Annotated in this window: 15 protein-coding genes; 9 read left to right on the forward strand and 6 right to left on the reverse strand. The window is 63.3% G+C overall.

All coding sequences use genetic code 11. The annotated features are described in order from the left end of the window. Positions 1 to 8: 8 nt before the first annotated feature. From QOS90_RS17530 to QOS90_RS17540, 3 genes are read left to right on the forward strand one after another with little or no spacing between them, the layout of a single operon-like run. Positions 9 to 1,823 (forward strand): sensor histidine kinase, encoded by a 1,815-nt coding sequence (locus QOS90_RS17530; RefSeq protein WP_027595204.1) that lies wholly within the window; start codon positions 9 to 11, stop codon positions 1,821 to 1,823. Continuing rightward, positions 1,820 to 3,229 carry a sigma-54-dependent transcriptional regulator gene (locus QOS90_RS17535; protein ID WP_027595203.1) on the forward strand — a complete coding sequence of 470 codons (1,410 nt, stop codon included), beginning with the start codon at positions 1,820 to 1,822 and terminating at the stop codon, positions 3,227 to 3,229. Before QOS90_RS17530 ends, QOS90_RS17535 begins: the two co-directional genes overlap by 4 nt. After that, positions 3,226 to 3,681 carry a thioesterase domain-containing protein gene (locus tag QOS90_RS17540; RefSeq protein ID WP_027595202.1) on the forward strand — a complete coding sequence of 152 codons (456 nt, stop codon included), beginning with the start codon at positions 3,226 to 3,228 and terminating at the stop codon, positions 3,679 to 3,681. The genes QOS90_RS17535 and QOS90_RS17540 overlap by 4 nt, the downstream gene beginning before the upstream one ends. Positions 3,682 to 3,831: 150 nt before the next feature. On the opposite strand, the gene cysQ is transcribed toward QOS90_RS17540, so the two are convergent. Both cysQ and nudE read right to left on the reverse strand, forming a co-directional pair. Next, a complete protein-coding gene (gene cysQ, locus QOS90_RS17545; RefSeq protein WP_027595201.1) occupies positions 3,832 to 4,668 on the reverse strand; it encodes a 3'(2'),5'-bisphosphate nucleotidase CysQ in 837 nt (278 codons plus the stop codon). Continuing rightward, positions 4,665 to 5,231, reverse strand: a complete 567-nt coding sequence (nudE, locus tag QOS90_RS17550; RefSeq protein ID WP_027595200.1) for an ADP compounds hydrolase NudE — start codon at positions 5,229 to 5,231, stop codon at positions 4,665 to 4,667. Before nudE ends, cysQ begins: the two co-directional genes overlap by 4 nt. Before the next feature lie 64 nt (positions 5,232 to 5,295). Between nudE and yrfG the strand changes: the two genes are divergently transcribed. Further along, entirely contained in the window at positions 5,296 to 5,958 is a 663-nt protein-coding gene (yrfG, locus tag QOS90_RS17555; protein WP_027595199.1) for a GMP/IMP nucleotidase, read from the forward strand. A 154-nt stretch (positions 5,959 to 6,112) separates the two neighbouring features. Here the strand turns inward: yrfG and lysM are convergent, their stop codons facing one another. Beyond that, complete coding sequence (gene lysM, locus QOS90_RS17560) at positions 6,113 to 6,553, reverse strand: peptidoglycan-binding protein LysM (protein WP_085273860.1); 441 nt, start codon at positions 6,551 to 6,553, stop codon at positions 6,113 to 6,115. Positions 6,554 to 6,727: 174 nt separating this feature from the next. On the opposite strand from lysM, the gene fdhD reads away from it, so the two are divergent. From fdhD to QOS90_RS17575, 3 genes are all read left to right on the forward strand, one after another. Next, positions 6,728 to 7,558, forward strand: coding sequence for a formate dehydrogenase accessory sulfurtransferase FdhD (fdhD, locus tag QOS90_RS17565; RefSeq protein ID WP_027595197.1), 831 nt, complete (start codon positions 6,728 to 6,730; stop codon positions 7,556 to 7,558). 5 nt (positions 7,559 to 7,563) lie between these two features. Then, positions 7,564 to 9,909, forward strand: coding sequence for an FdhF/YdeP family oxidoreductase (locus QOS90_RS17570; protein ID WP_085273861.1), 2,346 nt, complete (start codon positions 7,564 to 7,566; stop codon positions 9,907 to 9,909). A gap of 263 nt (positions 9,910 to 10,172) precedes the next feature. After that, entirely contained in the window at positions 10,173 to 10,652 is a 480-nt protein-coding gene (locus QOS90_RS17575; RefSeq protein WP_027595195.1) for a glycine zipper domain-containing protein, read from the forward strand. A 55-nt stretch (positions 10,653 to 10,707) separates the two neighbouring features. On the opposite strand, the gene QOS90_RS17580 is transcribed toward QOS90_RS17575, so the two are convergent. Beyond that, a complete protein-coding gene (locus tag QOS90_RS17580) occupies positions 10,708 to 11,148 on the reverse strand; it encodes an acyl-CoA thioesterase (RefSeq protein WP_085273862.1) in 441 nt (146 codons plus the stop codon). Positions 11,149 to 11,250: 102 nt separating this feature from the next. On the opposite strand from QOS90_RS17580, the gene QOS90_RS17585 reads away from it, so the two are divergent. Next, positions 11,251 to 11,715: a ParC-related protein gene (locus QOS90_RS17585; protein ID WP_256577497.1), complete on the forward strand. Its 465-nt coding sequence runs from the start codon at positions 11,251 to 11,253 to the stop codon at positions 11,713 to 11,715. 20 nt (positions 11,716 to 11,735) lie between these two features. Then, positions 11,736 to 11,987 carry a type II toxin-antitoxin system RelE/ParE family toxin gene (locus QOS90_RS17590; RefSeq protein ID WP_371918161.1) on the forward strand — a complete coding sequence of 84 codons (252 nt, stop codon included), beginning with the start codon at positions 11,736 to 11,738 and terminating at the stop codon, positions 11,985 to 11,987. 57 nt (positions 11,988 to 12,044) lie between these two features. On the opposite strand, the gene QOS90_RS17595 is transcribed toward QOS90_RS17590, so the two are convergent. Together QOS90_RS17595 and hslO are read right to left on the reverse strand one after the other, a co-directional pair. Then, entirely contained in the window at positions 12,045 to 13,586 is a 1,542-nt protein-coding gene (locus QOS90_RS17595) for a phosphoenolpyruvate carboxykinase (protein ID WP_085273865.1), read from the reverse strand. A gap of 179 nt (positions 13,587 to 13,765) precedes the next feature. Next, positions 13,766 to 14,665: an Hsp33 family molecular chaperone HslO gene (hslO, locus tag QOS90_RS17600; RefSeq protein ID WP_085273866.1), complete on the reverse strand. Its 900-nt coding sequence runs from the start codon at positions 14,663 to 14,665 to the stop codon at positions 13,766 to 13,768. Positions 14,666 to 14,695: the final 30 nt, after the last annotated feature.

Here is a 14,695-nt window from a genome sequence, read left to right on the forward strand (position 1 = left end):
TTGACCTGATGATCGCGAAACCCACGCCCCCACGCCGTCCCCGCTGGCGCAGCCTGGCCCTGCTGGCCGTGTGCCTGATCCCACTGCTGTGGCCGCTGCATCATCTGGCCGAGCGCTATTACCAGGAAGAGCTGGCCTCGCAGAATCGCCAGACCCTCGACCTGTACGTCGCCAACCTGCTGGGCACCCTGCACCGCTACGAAACCCTGCCGCAAATCCTCGGCGACCTGCCGGCGCTGCGCGGCGTGCTGGCCGACCCGTTCCGCCTGGAAGCGGTGACCAACGCCAACCGCCTGCTCAAGGATATCGTCCAGCAGACCGGTGCCGAGGTCATGTACCTGATGGACGTCAGCGGCAATACCCTGGCCGCCTCCAACTGGGACAAGCACGACAGTTTCGTCGGACGCAACTTCGCCTTCCGCCCCTACTTCAACGAAGCCATGGCCGGCCACCTGGGGCGTTTTTTTGGCCAGGGCACCACCTCGGCCAAGCGTGGCTACTTCTTCGCCGCCGCCGTGCGCGACCGCGAGCGGATCGTGGGCGTGCTGGTGGTCAAGGTCGACCTCGACCACACCGAAACCCTCTGGGGCCGTACCCCCGAGCAACTGTTGCTGACCGACCATAACGGCGTGGTCATCCTCACCTCTCGGCCGGACTGGCGTTTCCGCGCCACCCGCGCGCTGACCGAGGCCGAGCGCCAGGCGATCATCGCCATCCAGCCGTACCCGACCCAGGCCCCGCAACCCTTGGTGCTGAACCAGGACGCGTGGATCACCCAGACCCGCGACATCAAGGAAACCGGCTGGCAGGTCAGCATCCTCGCCCCGCGCATCCTGGTCGACCGCTCGGTGCAGACGGTGATGGCCATCGGCGCCGGCACGTTGCTGGTGCTGGTGCTGCTGGCCGGCCTGGTGATGCAGCGGCGTCGGCACTACATCGACCGCATCGACTTCGAGGCCCGTGGCCGTCAAGAGCTGGAAAAGCGCGTCGCCGAACGTACCGCCGACCTTGAAGGCCTCAACACCCGCCTCAAGAGCGCCGTGCTCGAACGTGAAAACGCCCAGCAGGAGGCCGTGCGGGCCCAGGACGAACTGGTCCAGGCCGGCAAGCTGTCGGTGCTGGGCACCATGTCGGCGAGCATCAGCCACGAGCTCAACCAGCCGCTGGCGGCCATCCGCAGCTACGCCGAAAATGCCGAGATCCTGCTCGACCACCAGCGCACCGAAGACGCTCGCGGCAACCTCAAGCTGATCGGTGAGCTGACCGGGCGCATGGCCTCGATCATCGCCCACCTGCGCGCCTTCGCCCGCCGCGACCGCCACGCCCCGGAAAGCGTGGCCCTGCAGCCGGCACTGGACGACGCCCTGGCGCTGCTGGCCAAGCGCCGCCGGGCGATGGCCGTCGAGCTGATCCGCGACCTGCCAGAGGCCACGTTGTGGGTGCAAGCCGGCGAAACCCGCCTGCGCCAAGTGCTGGGCAACCTGCTGGCCAACGCCCTCGATGCCCTGACCGAAAAGGCCAACCCGCGCCGCCTCTGGCTGAGTGCCGAACAGCGCGATGGCTACGTCTACCTGTACATCCGCGACAACGGCCCAGGCTTCAGCCGCCAGGCACTGGAGCATGCCAAAGAGCCGTTCTTCACCACCAAGACCCGCACCCAGGGCCTTGGCCTGGGGCTGGCCATCTGCGAAAGCCTGATGCGCGCCCTGGGCGGCGAACTGCTGCTGGCCAACCACCCAGAAGGCGGTGCCCTGCTTACCCTGCAACTGCGCGTGGCGGCACCCGGCGCAACCCTGCCCAATTCGGAGGACCCCTCGGCATGAGCCCCGAGACACTGATCGACAGCCAAGCCCAGGTGATTCTGGTCGACGACGACCCGCACCTGCGCCAAGCCCTGAGCCAGACCCTGGACCTTGCCGGGCTCAAGGTGGTGGCGCTGGCCGATGCCCAAGGCCTGGCCGAGCGCATCGAAGCCGACTGGCCCGGTGTGGTGGTCAGCGACATCCGCATGCCGGGCATCGATGGCCTGCAACTGCTGGAGCAACTGCACGGCCGCGACAGCGAACTGCCTGTGCTGCTGATTACTGGCCACGGCGATGTGCCGCTGGCGGTACAGGCCATGCGTGCCGGTGCCTATGACTTCCTCGAAAAGCCGTTCGCCAGCGACGCCCTGCTCGACAGCGTGCGCCGCGCCCTGGCCCTGCGCCGCCTGGTGCTGGACAACCGCAGCCTGCGCCTGGCCTTGAGCGACCGCCAGCAACTGGCCACCCGCCTGGTGGGCCAGTCGCCGACGATGCTACGCCTGCGTGAGCAGATCGGCGCCTTGGCCGGCACCCGTGCCGATGTGCTGATTCTGGGTGAGACTGGTGCCGGCAAAGAGGTGGTTGCCCGCGCCCTGCACGACCTTTCTAGCCGCCGCGACGGGCCCTTCGTGGCCATCAACGCCGGGGCATTGGCCGAATCGGTGGTCGAGAGCGAGCTGTTTGGCCACGAACCCGGCGCCTTCACCGGCGCGCAGAAGCGGCGTATCGGCAAGTTCGAATTCGCCAATGGCGGCACGCTGTTCCTCGATGAAATCGAGAGCATGAGCCTGGATGTGCAGGTGAAGTTGCTGCGCATGCTGCAGGAGCGGGTGGTCGAACGCCTGGGCGGCAACCAGCTGATCCCGCTGGATATCCGCATCATCGCCGCCACCAAGGAAGACCTGCGTCAGTCCGCCGACCAAGGGCGCTTCCGGGCCGACCTGTATTACCGCCTGAACGTGGCGCCGCTGCGCATCCCCCCGCTGCGCGAGCGTGGCGATGACATTTTGGTGTTGTTCCAGCACTTTGCCGACGCCGCCAGCCAGCGCCACGGCTTGCCGCCGCACACCCTGCAGCCGGCCCAGCGTGCCTTGCTGCTGCGCCACGACTGGCCAGGCAACGTGCGTGAGCTGCAGAACGTCGCCGAGCGCTTCGCCCTTGGCCTGGAGCTTGCCCTCGACGGCCAGGCGCCCGCTGCGGCAACGCCCACGGCGGCGGTATTGACCGGCAACCTCAGCGAACAGGTCGAACAGTTCGAGCGCTCGCTGATCGCCGCCGAGCTTGCCCAGCCGCACAGCTCGATGCGCAGCCTGGCCGAAGCGCTGGGCATCCCCCGCAAGACCCTGCATGACAAGTTGCGCAAACACAGCCTCAATTTTGACGGCGGCAGTGGCGGGCACGACGACCAGGAGGACAACCGTCCATGAGCAGCGACAGCCAGTACCTGCAATCCGTACTGCACAGCGACATCCCTCTGACCCGCGAAATGGGCCTGGAGGTCATCGATTGGCAGCAGCACACCCTGCGCCTGCAACTGCCGCTGGCAGCCAACGTCAACCACAAGAGCACCATGTTCGGCGGCAGCCTGTACTGCGCCGCAGTGCTGGTGGGTTGGGGGTGGCTGCACCTGCGCTTGCGCGAGCTGGGCATCGATGACGGGCATATCGTCATTCAGGAGGGGCAGATCAGCTATCCGCTGCCGGTCACCGGCGCGGCAGTGGCCCGCTGTGCGGCGCCGGATGAGAAGGCTTGGGAGCGCTTCGTGGCGATGTACCAGCGCCGCGGGCGGGCGCGTTTGACGTTGGAAACCACCGTCAGCAATGCTGGCAGTGACGAGCCTGCCGTGAAATTCAGCGGCCAGTACGTGCTGCACCGCTGACGCACACGCATGGACCGAAACAACGCCTGCTGACCTAGCAGGGGCTCTGTGGGAGCGGGTTTACCCGCGAACACCGGCGAAGCCGGTGCCAGATACCGGGTTGGCTTCTTCGCGGGTAAACCCGCTCCCACAAGATCATGAGGCGCGGGGTTAAGCGTTTTGTTCTTTACACGCCAGCTCGATCAAGGCTTGGCGCCAGGCGGCTGCGCGGGGCAAGGCCAGGAAGAACGGATTAAGCAGGGATTCACGCGCCGGGTAGGTGAACGGCTGGCCATCCAGCCCAATCACCTCGCCACCGGCCCCCTCCAATACGCCCTGTGCAGCGGCGGTATCCCACTGCGACGTCGGCGCCAGGCGCGGGTAGCAATCGGCGCTGCCTTCGGCCAGCAGGCAGAACTTCAGCGAGCTGCCGATATTGGCCAGGTCCAGCTCACCCACCGCCGCCCCTAACCCTGCCAACAGCGCCTCTTGCTCGGGGCTGGAATGGCGACGGCTGGCCACCACGGTGAAACGGCCTTCGGCAGGCGGTGCGTTACGCACCTGGATTGGCTGGGCAGCTTCCCCCGCCTCGGCACGCCACGCACCCAACTGGCGCCCACCCGAGTAGCAGCGCCCGTTGGTCGGCATCGAGACCACGCCAAACACCACCACGCCGTTTTCGATCAGGGCGATGTTGACCGTGAACTCTTCACTGCCCGCAATGAATTCCTTGGTGCCGTCCAGCGGGTCAACCAACCACCAGCGGCTCCAGCCCTGGCGCTCGGCCAGCGAAATGTTGCAGTCCTCCTCGGACAGCACGGGGACCTGTGGCGCCAGCGCCAGCAGCCCATCAGCGATGATGCGGTGGGCGGCCAGGTCGGCGGCGGTCACCGGGGAATCGTCGGCCTTGTTGGTCACCGCCACGTCGGCCCGCCAGAACGGCAGAATCGCCTCGCCCGCCAAATGGGCCAGCTTGACCACTTCGTGCATCAGTTGCAGGTCGTTCATAGCTCCAGCAGCCCCCGCTGGATCAGCAGGTCGCGCGCCAGGTACAGCGCCGCCAAGGCACGGCCCTCAGTGAATTGCGGGTGCATGGCCAGGGCCGACAGCTCGCGCAGGTTGACCTTGTCTACGCCCATGGGCTCTGGTTCGTCGCCCTCAAGGCGTTCTTCATACAGGTCGGTGGCCAGCACCACCTGGATCTTCTGGCTCATGTAGCCCGGCGACAGCGACAACTCGGTCAGGTGTTCCAGCTGCCGCGCACCAAAGCCGGCTTCTTCCTTGAGTTCGCGATCCGCCGCGGCCAGCACGTCTTCGCCCGGCTCGATCAAGCCCTTGGGCAGCGACAGCTCATATTCGTCCGTGCCGCCGCAGTACTCCTCGACCAGCACGGCATGCTCGGCATCGAGCATGGCCACGATCATCACCGCCCCGTAACCATTGCCCCGGCCGACCAAGCGTTCATACGTGCGCTCGGCACCGTTGCTGAAGCGCAATTGCACGGCCTCGACGCGGAACAGGCGGCTGCTGGCGACGATTTCGCGGTTAAGGACGGTGGGTTTCTGGCGCATGGGGCAGCTCCTTGGCGTGAACGGGTTACTATACCGTGGCTAGCCGACTGAACGAGAGTTTCCCATGCCTGTTCTTCCCTGGTCTGCCATCGATACTGTCCTGCTGGACATGGACGGCACGCTGCTCGACCTGCACTACGACAACCGCTTCTGGCTGGAGCACCTGCCCCAGCGCTATGCCGAGCTTCATGGCGTGAGCCGGGCCATGGCGGAAATGGAGCTGCAGCCTTTGTTCGAGCGCAATGCTGGCACGCTCAACTGGTACTGCCTGGACTTCTGGAGCCGTGAACTGAAGCTGCCGATCCGCGAACTGAAACGCGAGATCGCCGACCTGATCGCCCTGCGCCCCGACGCCGACACCTTCCTGGCCGCCATCCGTCAGGCAGGCAAACGCGTGGTGATGATCACCAATGCCCACCGTGACTCGCTGTCACTGAAGCTGGAGCGGGTCGAACTTGCGCCGTATTTCGAGCGGCTGATCAGTTCGCATGATTATGGCTACCCGAAGGAGAGCCCACAGTTTTGGGATGCCTTGCAGGCGGATATCGGCTTTGAGCCTGCGCGCAGCCTGTTCATCGATGACACATTGGCGATTTTGCGCAGTGCCCAGCGGTTTGGCGTGGGGCATTTGCTGGCGGTGCGCCAGCCCGATAGCCAGGCGGCACCCCGCGACACCCAGGAGTTTGCCGCGGTCGAGGATTACCGGGATTTGCTGGCAGGCCTGTGATGCTCCTTTTCGCAGGTACAGCGCCGACCTGTAGGAGCAGCCTTGTGCTGCGAAGAGGCCGGTATGGCAAAAGGCATACTCTGGCCATACCGGCCTCTTCGCAGCACAAGGCTGCTCAGGCTGATGCGCTACCCTGTGGTACGGGCTGTAAAGATCAGTCGGGAATGCGCAACACCTGCCCCGGGTAGATCTTGTCCGGGTGCGTAAGCATCGGCTTGTTGGCCTCGAAGATCTTGTTGTACTGGTTGGCGTTCCCATACACGACTACGGCAATGGCTGACAGGGTGTCACCCTTTTTAACGGTAACGAACCGCGCAGCCTGAACGACTGGCCCTGTTACGGTGATCTGATCGTCAACGCTGGCCACACCACTGATGTTGCCCGCCGCGAGAATGATCTTCTCCTTCTCCTCCTGGCTGGCCACCTCACCCTTGAGGATGATCTTGTCGCCTTCTACAGTGGCGGTGATGTTCGGATTGCCCAGGCCGACGTCTTTCACGTGTTTCTTCAACTGCTCCTCGGCATTGGCATTGCCGGGGGTCAGTAGGTCGATCAACTTCTCGCCGGCTTCCTTCACGAAACTGAACAGGCTCATTGCGTTCTCCTTGTTGATAAAACCTCGGAGCCAGGAGTCTAGGCCAGGATTGCCCACCCTGCCCCAGTGCGACCAATCGACGCGGTCTATCACGGCATAGACCCTAGCGATTAGACGTGACCGGCCCACAGGCCTAGGCTTGTGCTATCAAAAAGCCGCCGGTAGTCAGCCCCGATGAACAGCAAACCTCCGGTCTGCGCGGCCTCATCGCCTTTGGCCTTGCCCGCCGCCAGCAACACCTACGAATACGTCCAGCTCAGCGACGCCGAGCGCGCCAGCACGCCACTGGCCGAAGAAGTGGCCCTGGCCATCGCCTTCAACGGCCTGAATCAAGCCGTGATGCTGGTGAGCCCGACCGACCTGGAAGACTTTGCAGTCGGTTTCAGCGTCGGCAGCGGGATTGTCGAAGGCACCCAAGAAATCTATGACCTCAAGCTTTCTGGCAGCGGTTCGGCGATGTACGCCGACCTGGAAATCTCCAGCCGCGCCTTCTGGAACCTGAAAAACCAGCGCCGCCAACTGGCCGGCACCAGCGGCTGCGGCCTGTGCGGGGTCGAAGCCCTGGAGCAGGCACTGCCAGAGCTTGCCGAACTGCCCGGCGCGCCACTGCCGCCCGCGCAGTGGTTGGTTGGCCTGCGCCAGCGCATCGACGCCTTCCAGCCGCTAGGCCAGCATTGCGGCGCGGTGCATGCGGCACTGTTCATGGACCGTAACGGCGAGCTGTTGCTCGGCCGCGAGGACATTGGCCGGCACAACGCCCTCGACAAACTGATCGGCGCCCTGCTGCGCCAAGGCATCGACAGTGAAGGCGGCCTGGCCATCGTCACCAGCCGCTGCAGCCTGGAGCTGATCCAGAAGGTCCTGCGTGCCGGCATCCAGACCCTGGTCAGCCTGTCGGCGCCCACCGGCCTTGCCCTGCAATGGGCACGCAAGCACAACCTCAACCTCATCCACTTGCCCAAGCACAGCGCACCGCGGGTCTACAGCCCAGCGGCGGAGTCGTAACAGCCGTGACCTCGTACCAGCACCTCCCGGACAACGCCCCAGCCTCCTCCCCTCGCTACAAGCCCTACCACGGCCCCGCCGGTGGCTGGGGGGCGTTGCGCAGCGTGGCCAAGGCCTGGGTCGGCAGCGACAATGCGCTGAAGAACATTCGCGCCCTGCTCAAGACCAACCAGAATGGCGGCTTTGACTGCCCTGGCTGCGCCTGGGGCGATTCGCCGGAAAGCGGCATGGTCAAGTTCTGCGAGAACGGCGCCAAGGCAGTCAACTGGGAAGCCACCAAGCGCCGCGTCGATGCCGCCTTCTTCGCCCGCTACAGCGTCAGCGCGCTGCGCGAGCAAAGCGATTACTGGCTGGAGTACCAGGGCCGCCTGACCGAACCGATGGTCTACGACGCGCAACGCGACCATTACCAGCCCATCAGCTGGGAGGCGGCCTTCGCCCTGATCGCCCGCGAACTGAACAACCTGGCAACCCCTGACCAGGCTGAGTTCTACACCTCGGGCCGTGCCAGCAACGAAGCGGCGTACCTCTACCAATTGTTCGTGCGCGCCTACGGCACCAACAATTTCCCGGATTGCTCGAACATGTGCCACGAGGCCAGCGGCGTGGCCTTGGGGCAGAGCGTCGGCGTCGGCAAGGGCACGGTCACCTACGACGATTTCGAGCATGCCGATGCGATCTTCGTCTGGGGCCAGAACCCGGGCACCAACCACCCGCGCATGCTCGACCCGCTGCGCGATGCGGTAAAACGCGGTGCCCAGGTGGTGTGCGTCAACCCGCTGAAAGAGCGCGGCCTTGAACGCTTCCAGCACCCGCAGAACCCGCTGGAGATGTTGACCAACAGCGACCGGCCGACCAACACTGCGTTCTTCCGCCCGGCCCTGGGTGGCGACATGGCGCTGCTGCGTGGCATGGCCAAGTTCGTCCTGCAGTGGGAACGTGAAGCCCAGGCCAAGGGCGAGCCTGCGGTCTTCGACCACGCCTTCATTGCCGAGCATGGCCACGGCGTCGATGACTACCTGGCCGTGGTCGACGCCACTTCGTGGGAACACATTCAGGCGCAATCCGGCCTGACCCTGGCCGACATCGAGCTGGCCGCGCGCATGTACTGCCGTGGCAAGCGGGTGATCATGTGCTGGGCGATGGGCATCACCCAGCACCGCCATTCGGTGCCGACCATCCAGGAAATCGTCAACCTGCAGATGCTGCGCGGCAACATCGGTGCGCCAGGCGCCGGCCTGTGCCCGGTGCGTGGCCACAGCAACGTCCAGGGCGACCGCACCATGGGCATCAACGAGCGGCCGCCGGTGGCCTTGCTCGACGCCATCGAAAAGCGCTTCAACTTCCCCGTGCCGCGGCACAACGGCCACAACACCGTCGAAGCCATCCACGCCATGCTCGACGGCCGCGCCAAGGTGTTCATCGGGCTGGGCGGCAACTTTGCCCAAGCCACGCCAGACACCGAGCGCACCGCGCAGGCGCTGCGCAACTGCGAACTGACCGTGCACATCAGCACCAAACTCAACCGCAGCCACCTGGTCCACGGCAAGCAGGCGCTGATCCTGCCGTGCCTGGGCCGTACCGACATCGACCTGCAGGCCGATGGGCCACAAGCGGTGACTGTGGAAGACTCGTTCAGCATGGTCCATGCCTCCAACGGCCAGTTGAAACCGCTGTCGACGCAGATGCGCTCGGAGCCTGCGGTGGTCGCCGGTATCGCCGCCGCCACCCTGGGCAAACAACCGGTCGACTGGCACTGGCTGGTGGCCGATTACGACCGCATCCGCGACCTGATCGGCGACACCATCCCCGGCTTCAGCGGCTTCAACGAACGCCTGCGTGAACCGGGTGGCTTTTACCTGGGCAACAGCGCCGCCAGCCGCGAATGGAAGACCGCTACCGGCCGCGCCAACTTCAAGGCCAACCTGTTGCCGGATACCTTGCTTGATGAAAGGGTGCGGGCCAGCGGCCAGTTGCCCGACCTGATCATGCAGTCGATGCGCTCGCACGATCAGTACAACACCACCATCTATGGCCTGGATGACCGCTACCGCGGCGTGCGTGGCCAGCGTGAAGTGCTGTTCGCCAACGAGGCCGACATCGTCCGCCTGGGCTTCCAGCCGGGGCAGAAGGTCGACATCGTTTCGTTGTGGGGGGATGAGCATGTGCGCCGTGTGCACGGTTTCACATTGCTGGCCTTCGATATCCCGGCGGGGCAAGCGGCGGCTTACTATCCCGAAGTGAACCCGCTGGTGCCGCTTGAGAGCATTGGCGATGGCAGCCATACGCCGACGTCGAAGTTCATTGCCATCAAGCTTGAGCGGGCGCGGGACAATGGGCGCATTCTTTAGAGAGGTGTTGGGGTGATGGTGATGGAGCGGGCTTGCCCGCGAAAGAGCCGAAAGCAGCACCGCCAAAAAACGAAAAAAGCCCTGTTCCGCAACGGTTCAGGGCTTTGTCATAAATACCTCTGACAGCCAAAAAACGATAAAGTTTCACAGCAAATACAGTAACTTAGAGAATTGTGTACAACTCGTGCTACTCGTCGGATTTCAATTGCCAGCCGCGCTCCAGAGCCTCAAATTCGCCTCGTCATCCCTATGAGGCTCTCTTGATGAAGAAGTACTCCTCGATTCTGTTGTTGTCTTTCAGCTTGCTCAGCGGCGTTGCCATGGCCGGTGGCAATACCGAGGCCGGCATTGGCGGCGCATTGGGTGGGGTACTCGGCTCCGTCGTGGGCAACTCCATCGGTGGTAGCACAGGCGGCGCCATTGGTGCCGGCTTGGGCGGCGCCGCCGGCGGTGCCCTGGGTGCCGACAAACGTCAGCGTGGCGAAGCCGCCATCGGTGGCGCGCTGGGCGCTGCAGGCGGTAACGTAGTCGGTCGCTCCGTGGGCGGTACCACCGGTAGCTACATTGGTGCAGCAGCCGGCGGTGGTGCCGGTGGCGCGCTGGGTAACTACATGGGTAACAAGGCCGACGAAGACGAGCGCCATGACGATCGTCGCTACCGTCGCAGCTATGACGACCGCCGTCACTACGACCGTGGCCACCATTACGGCCACCGCAAGCACAAGCGCCACTGGCGCGACTAATGCCTGAGGGCCCAGCCCTGGCAGCAAAAGCCCCGCCCGCACCGGCGGGGCTTTTTTATGCCTGCTGCCCGAGCTGAAGGCCAGCGAGCACTGCCTGCAGCGCCTCTGGCAACGGCACAGGCCGGCCGCTTGCCCGCTCGATGAACACCTGCACCACCGTCCCCGCCGCACAGGCATCCGCTTCACCCGGGCGATACAGGGCCAACCGGTACTCCACGGTACTGCCCGCCAGGCGTGTCACGCCCAGCCCCACCTCAAGCACATCCGGAAAGCCCGGCAGGGCGAAGAAGTCTGCCGCCGAACTGACCACGAACGCCGCCAGCGCACCTTCGCGCAGGTCGAATTCGGCCTGCTCCACCAGAAACGCCTGGATAGCGGTTTCGAAGAAGCCATGCACGGTGGCACCGGCGATATGGCCGTTGTGGTCGTTGTCTTGCGGGCGGGTGAGGATGGGGTGGAAGTGGGTGAATGCGGAACGCTGAGGAGATTCGGTCATTAGTTATCCACAGTTGATGACACCAGAAGGAAGCTTCCCACAACAATATCGGAAGGCATATAGTCGCAATCAACTATAGATTGCATAGCATGGTTTATCCCGATGAAACCGAGAAAAACACCCGTGCCCACTCATCAAGTAGACCATGCCAACCTGAGCCGATTGGCTGAAGCAGGACGCATCAACGCCACTCACATCGTGGGCCAACCGGGAGGTTGGGCCATTCAGGTCGATATCAATCAGCAGGAACACATTCTGACCGCCCAACGCAGCGGCAACGTGAGGCTGTTCAAGAAATTCGAAACCCTGGTGACTTACCTGCTCGATCTGGGTATTGAGCATTTCGAAGTCGATGCATCCACGTTTGATCCTGTGCAAACGAGTACCTATCAACGGCCGGATCGTGCCCAGGCCCTCAAAAAAGCCCATGAGGCCGCAGCCTATGAGGCTTGGTTTACTGAACAGGTCGAGGCAAGCCTGAACGATACTTCACCGCTTATGGAGGATAAAGAAGCGGAACGACTGTTCGCCGCGCACCGCGCTGCGCTCAGGGCCAACATTCGCTGATGCGCCTGGTATGGCGTCAGATGGCACGTAAAGACCGTTTTCGCATCATGGACCATATTGCGCAAGATAACCCTGAAGCGGCCATCATGCTGGACGAATCCTTCAGGGAGAAAGCCAGGCGCGCTGCGCACAATCCTTCTCTGTACAGAAAGGGCAGGTACCCAGAGACTCGAGAAATCGTGGTACGGCCTAACTATGTGATGATTTACCGCGTCTCGGGCGAGTGCGTTGAGATCATCCGTATTCTGCATGCACGGCAAAAATGGCCTTGATTCACATACGAAAAAGCCGCCCCTGAGGGCGGCTCTGTCGTTGCAACTGCTAGCAGCTTACAGCTGTGGACCAGCAGCCTTGATCGCGTCGGAAACTTCGAATTTCTTGAAGTTTTCGATGAACAGCTTGGCCAGGCCTTTGGCCGCTTCGTCGTAAGCGGCTTTGTCAGCCCAGTTGGTGCGCGGGTTGAGCAGCTCGGTGTCGACGCCCGGAACGGCTTTTGGCACGTCCAGGTTGATGATGTCCAAGTGCTCGGTTTCGGCACCTACCAGTGCACCGCTCTGGATCGCAGCGATCACAGCACGGGTGGTCGGAATGCTGAAACGCTTGCCAACGCCGTAGCCACCGCCGGTCCAGCCGGTGTTGACCAGGTAAACCTTGGAGTTGAAGCCGTTGATGCGCTTGATCAGCAGCTCAGCGTACTCGCCAGCCGGACGCGGGAAGAACGGCGCGCCGAAGCAGGTGGAGAAGGTCGACTTGATGCCGCCGCCCGAACCCATTTCGGTGGAACCGACCAGCGCGGTGTAACCGGACAGGAAGTGGTAAGCAGCCTGTTCGTTGTTCAGGATCGAAACCGGAGGCAGAACGCCAGTCAGATCGCAGGTCAGGAAGATGACCGCGTTAGGCTCGCCACCCAGGTTCGCTTCGGAACGCTTGGCAACGTGCTCCAGCGGGTAGGCCGCACGGCTGTTCTGGGTCAGGCTGACGTCGGTGTAGTCGGCGTGCTTGTTGGCGTCGAGTACGACGTTTTCCAGCACTGCGCCATGCTTGATGGCTTTCCAGATGACCGGCTCGTTCTTCTCGGACAGGTCGATGCACTTGGCGTAGCAGCCGCCTTCCATGTTGAAGACAACGCCTTCGCCCCAACCGTGCTCGTCGTCACCGATCAGGTAACGGCTTTCGTCGGCCGACAGGGTGGTCTTGCCGGTGCCGGACAGGCCGAAGAACAGGGTCACATCGCCCTCTTCGCCGATGTTGGCAGCGCAGTGCATTGGCAGCACGTCAGCGGCCGGCAGCAGGAAGTTCTGCACCGAGAACATGGCTTTCTTCATTTCACCGGCGTAACGCATGCCAGCGATCAGCACCTTCTTCGCGGCGAAGTTGATGATCACGCAGCCGTCGGAGTTGGTGCCGTCACGCTCAGGCTCGCACACGAAGTTGGCAACGTTGAGCACTTGCCACTGGTCACGGCCAGCCGGGTTGTACTGTTCAGGGTTGATGAACAGGCAACGGCCGAACAGGTTCTGCCAGGCAGTCTGGGTGGTCATCTTCACCGGCAGGTAGTGCTCGGCGGCCGCCCCTACGTGAACGTAGGAAACGAAGTGATCCTGGGCGTTGTTGAACGCCTCGACGCGGTCCCACAGGGCATCGAACTTGTCGGCCGGGAACTTGCGGTTGATCGGGCCCCAGGAAATGGCATCCTGGGTGGAAGGTTCTTCGACGATGAAACGGTCAGCCGGCGAACGGCCAGTACGGTGCCCAGTCTCAACGACCAGTGCGCCGGTATCGGCTAGTACGCCTTCACCGCGTTGCAGCGCTTCTTTTACCAGCTCATCGACGCTCAGGTCGGTGTACACGGTGTTGTTGGCTTGCGTCATGAGATACCCCATCCGGCCCGAGGCCGAGTGCTCCAAACGTTTTGTAGTTGTCTGTAAAAAACTACTACAGCGAAAAAAGTGGCCGGATTATGCCAGAAAAGCCCAAAAAAAGTAGGCCCCTCCTGTCGTAACCGCGCTTTTGCGCAATTAGACAGGAGATTTCCCTGCAATTAATCGTTTCAGTGGCGAGTTTCTGAGGCCGTGTCCGTGCCGCCACCCGCAAACAGTTGCGCCACATCGCTTGCATCGAAGAAATAGCGCTCGTTGCAGAACTGGCAATCGATCTCCACCTTGCCACCACACTCCTCGACCAACTGCTTGGCGTCGTGCTCGCCGAGGCTGACCAGCGCATTGCCGGAGCGCTCGCGCGAGCAGCTGCAGTGGAAGCGCAGGGGTTCGATGTCGAACAGGCGCACGGCGTCTTCGTGGTACAGACGGTGCAGCAAGGTTTCGTTGTCTTCTTGCCACTCTTCAGGCTTGAGTGTCTTGGCCAGGGCTACAACGTGCTGCCAGCTGTCCTCGCGCTCTTCGTCGTCCGGCTGGCGATCACGTGGCAATTGCTGCAACAGCAGGCCGCGGGCCTTGCCATCTTTGGCCTCGAGCCAGAAACGGGTGTTGAGCTGTTGCGACTGAACGAAGTAATTGGTGAAGCACTCCGACAGGTTGGCACCGTCCAGGTCAACGGTCCCCTGGTAGCGCTGGCCGTTGACTGGGTCGATGGTCAGCGTCAGATGGCCGTCGGGCATCAGCTGCGCCAAGGTCGCGTCGGCAGGAATCTGATCGGCTTCGTAACGGGCCACGCCGCGGATTTCGCGCTCGCCCGAGCATTCCACCATCAGCAGCGGGATCGGCCCCTCGGAGCGCGCCTGCAAAATCAGCAGGCCGTCGAACTTCAGGGCACCCACCAGCAATGCGGTGGCGGCCATCAATTCGCCGAGCAGCGCGGCTACGGGTTGGGGGTACGGGTGACGCGCCAGCACTTCGGCATAGCTGCGGTCGAGCCCTACCCACTCACCGCGGATATCGCGGTCGTCGAAGAGGAAACGTTGGGTGAAATCGGTATCCGGCAATTCGCTCATAGGTTCTGGCTATCTGAAAATGATGACAAA

The organism is Pseudomonas sp. LAIL14HWK12:I10, assembly GCF_900184205.1.
Taxonomy (GTDB): domain Bacteria; phylum Pseudomonadota; class Gammaproteobacteria; order Pseudomonadales; family Pseudomonadaceae; genus Aquipseudomonas; species Aquipseudomonas kermanshahensis.

Coding starts and splice junctions, on each gene's coding strand:
- nudE (WP_027595200.1), bottom strand. CDS start 5,231: ATGCGCCAGAAACCCACCGTCCTTAACCGCGAAATCGTCGCCAGCAGC.
- QOS90_RS17590 (WP_371918161.1), top strand. CDS start 11,736: ATGGCACGTAAAGACCGTTTTCGCATCATGGACCATATTGCGCAAGAT.
- hslO (WP_085273866.1), bottom strand. CDS start 14,665: ATGAGCGAATTGCCGGATACCGATTTCACCCAACGTTTCCTCTTCGAC.
- QOS90_RS17540 (WP_027595202.1), top strand. CDS start 3,226: ATGAGCAGCGACAGCCAGTACCTGCAATCCGTACTGCACAGCGACATC.
- QOS90_RS17580 (WP_085273862.1), bottom strand. CDS start 11,148: ATGACCGAATCTCCTCAGCGTTCCGCATTCACCCACTTCCACCCCATC.
- lysM (WP_085273860.1), bottom strand. CDS start 6,553: ATGAGCCTGTTCAGTTTCGTGAAGGAAGCCGGCGAGAAGTTGATCGAC.
- QOS90_RS17530 (WP_027595204.1), top strand. CDS start 9: ATGATCGCGAAACCCACGCCCCCACGCCGTCCCCGCTGGCGCAGCCTG.
- cysQ (WP_027595201.1), bottom strand. CDS start 4,668: ATGAACGACCTGCAACTGATGCACGAAGTGGTCAAGCTGGCCCATTTG.
- fdhD (WP_027595197.1), top strand. CDS start 6,728: ATGAACAGCAAACCTCCGGTCTGCGCGGCCTCATCGCCTTTGGCCTTG.
- QOS90_RS17575 (WP_027595195.1), top strand. CDS start 10,173: ATGAAGAAGTACTCCTCGATTCTGTTGTTGTCTTTCAGCTTGCTCAGC.
- yrfG (WP_027595199.1), top strand. CDS start 5,296: ATGCCTGTTCTTCCCTGGTCTGCCATCGATACTGTCCTGCTGGACATG.
- QOS90_RS17595 (WP_085273865.1), bottom strand. CDS start 13,586: ATGACGCAAGCCAACAACACCGTGTACACCGACCTGAGCGTCGATGAG.
- QOS90_RS17585 (WP_256577497.1), top strand. CDS start 11,251: ATGAAACCGAGAAAAACACCCGTGCCCACTCATCAAGTAGACCATGCC.
- QOS90_RS17535 (WP_027595203.1), top strand. CDS start 1,820: ATGAGCCCCGAGACACTGATCGACAGCCAAGCCCAGGTGATTCTGGTC.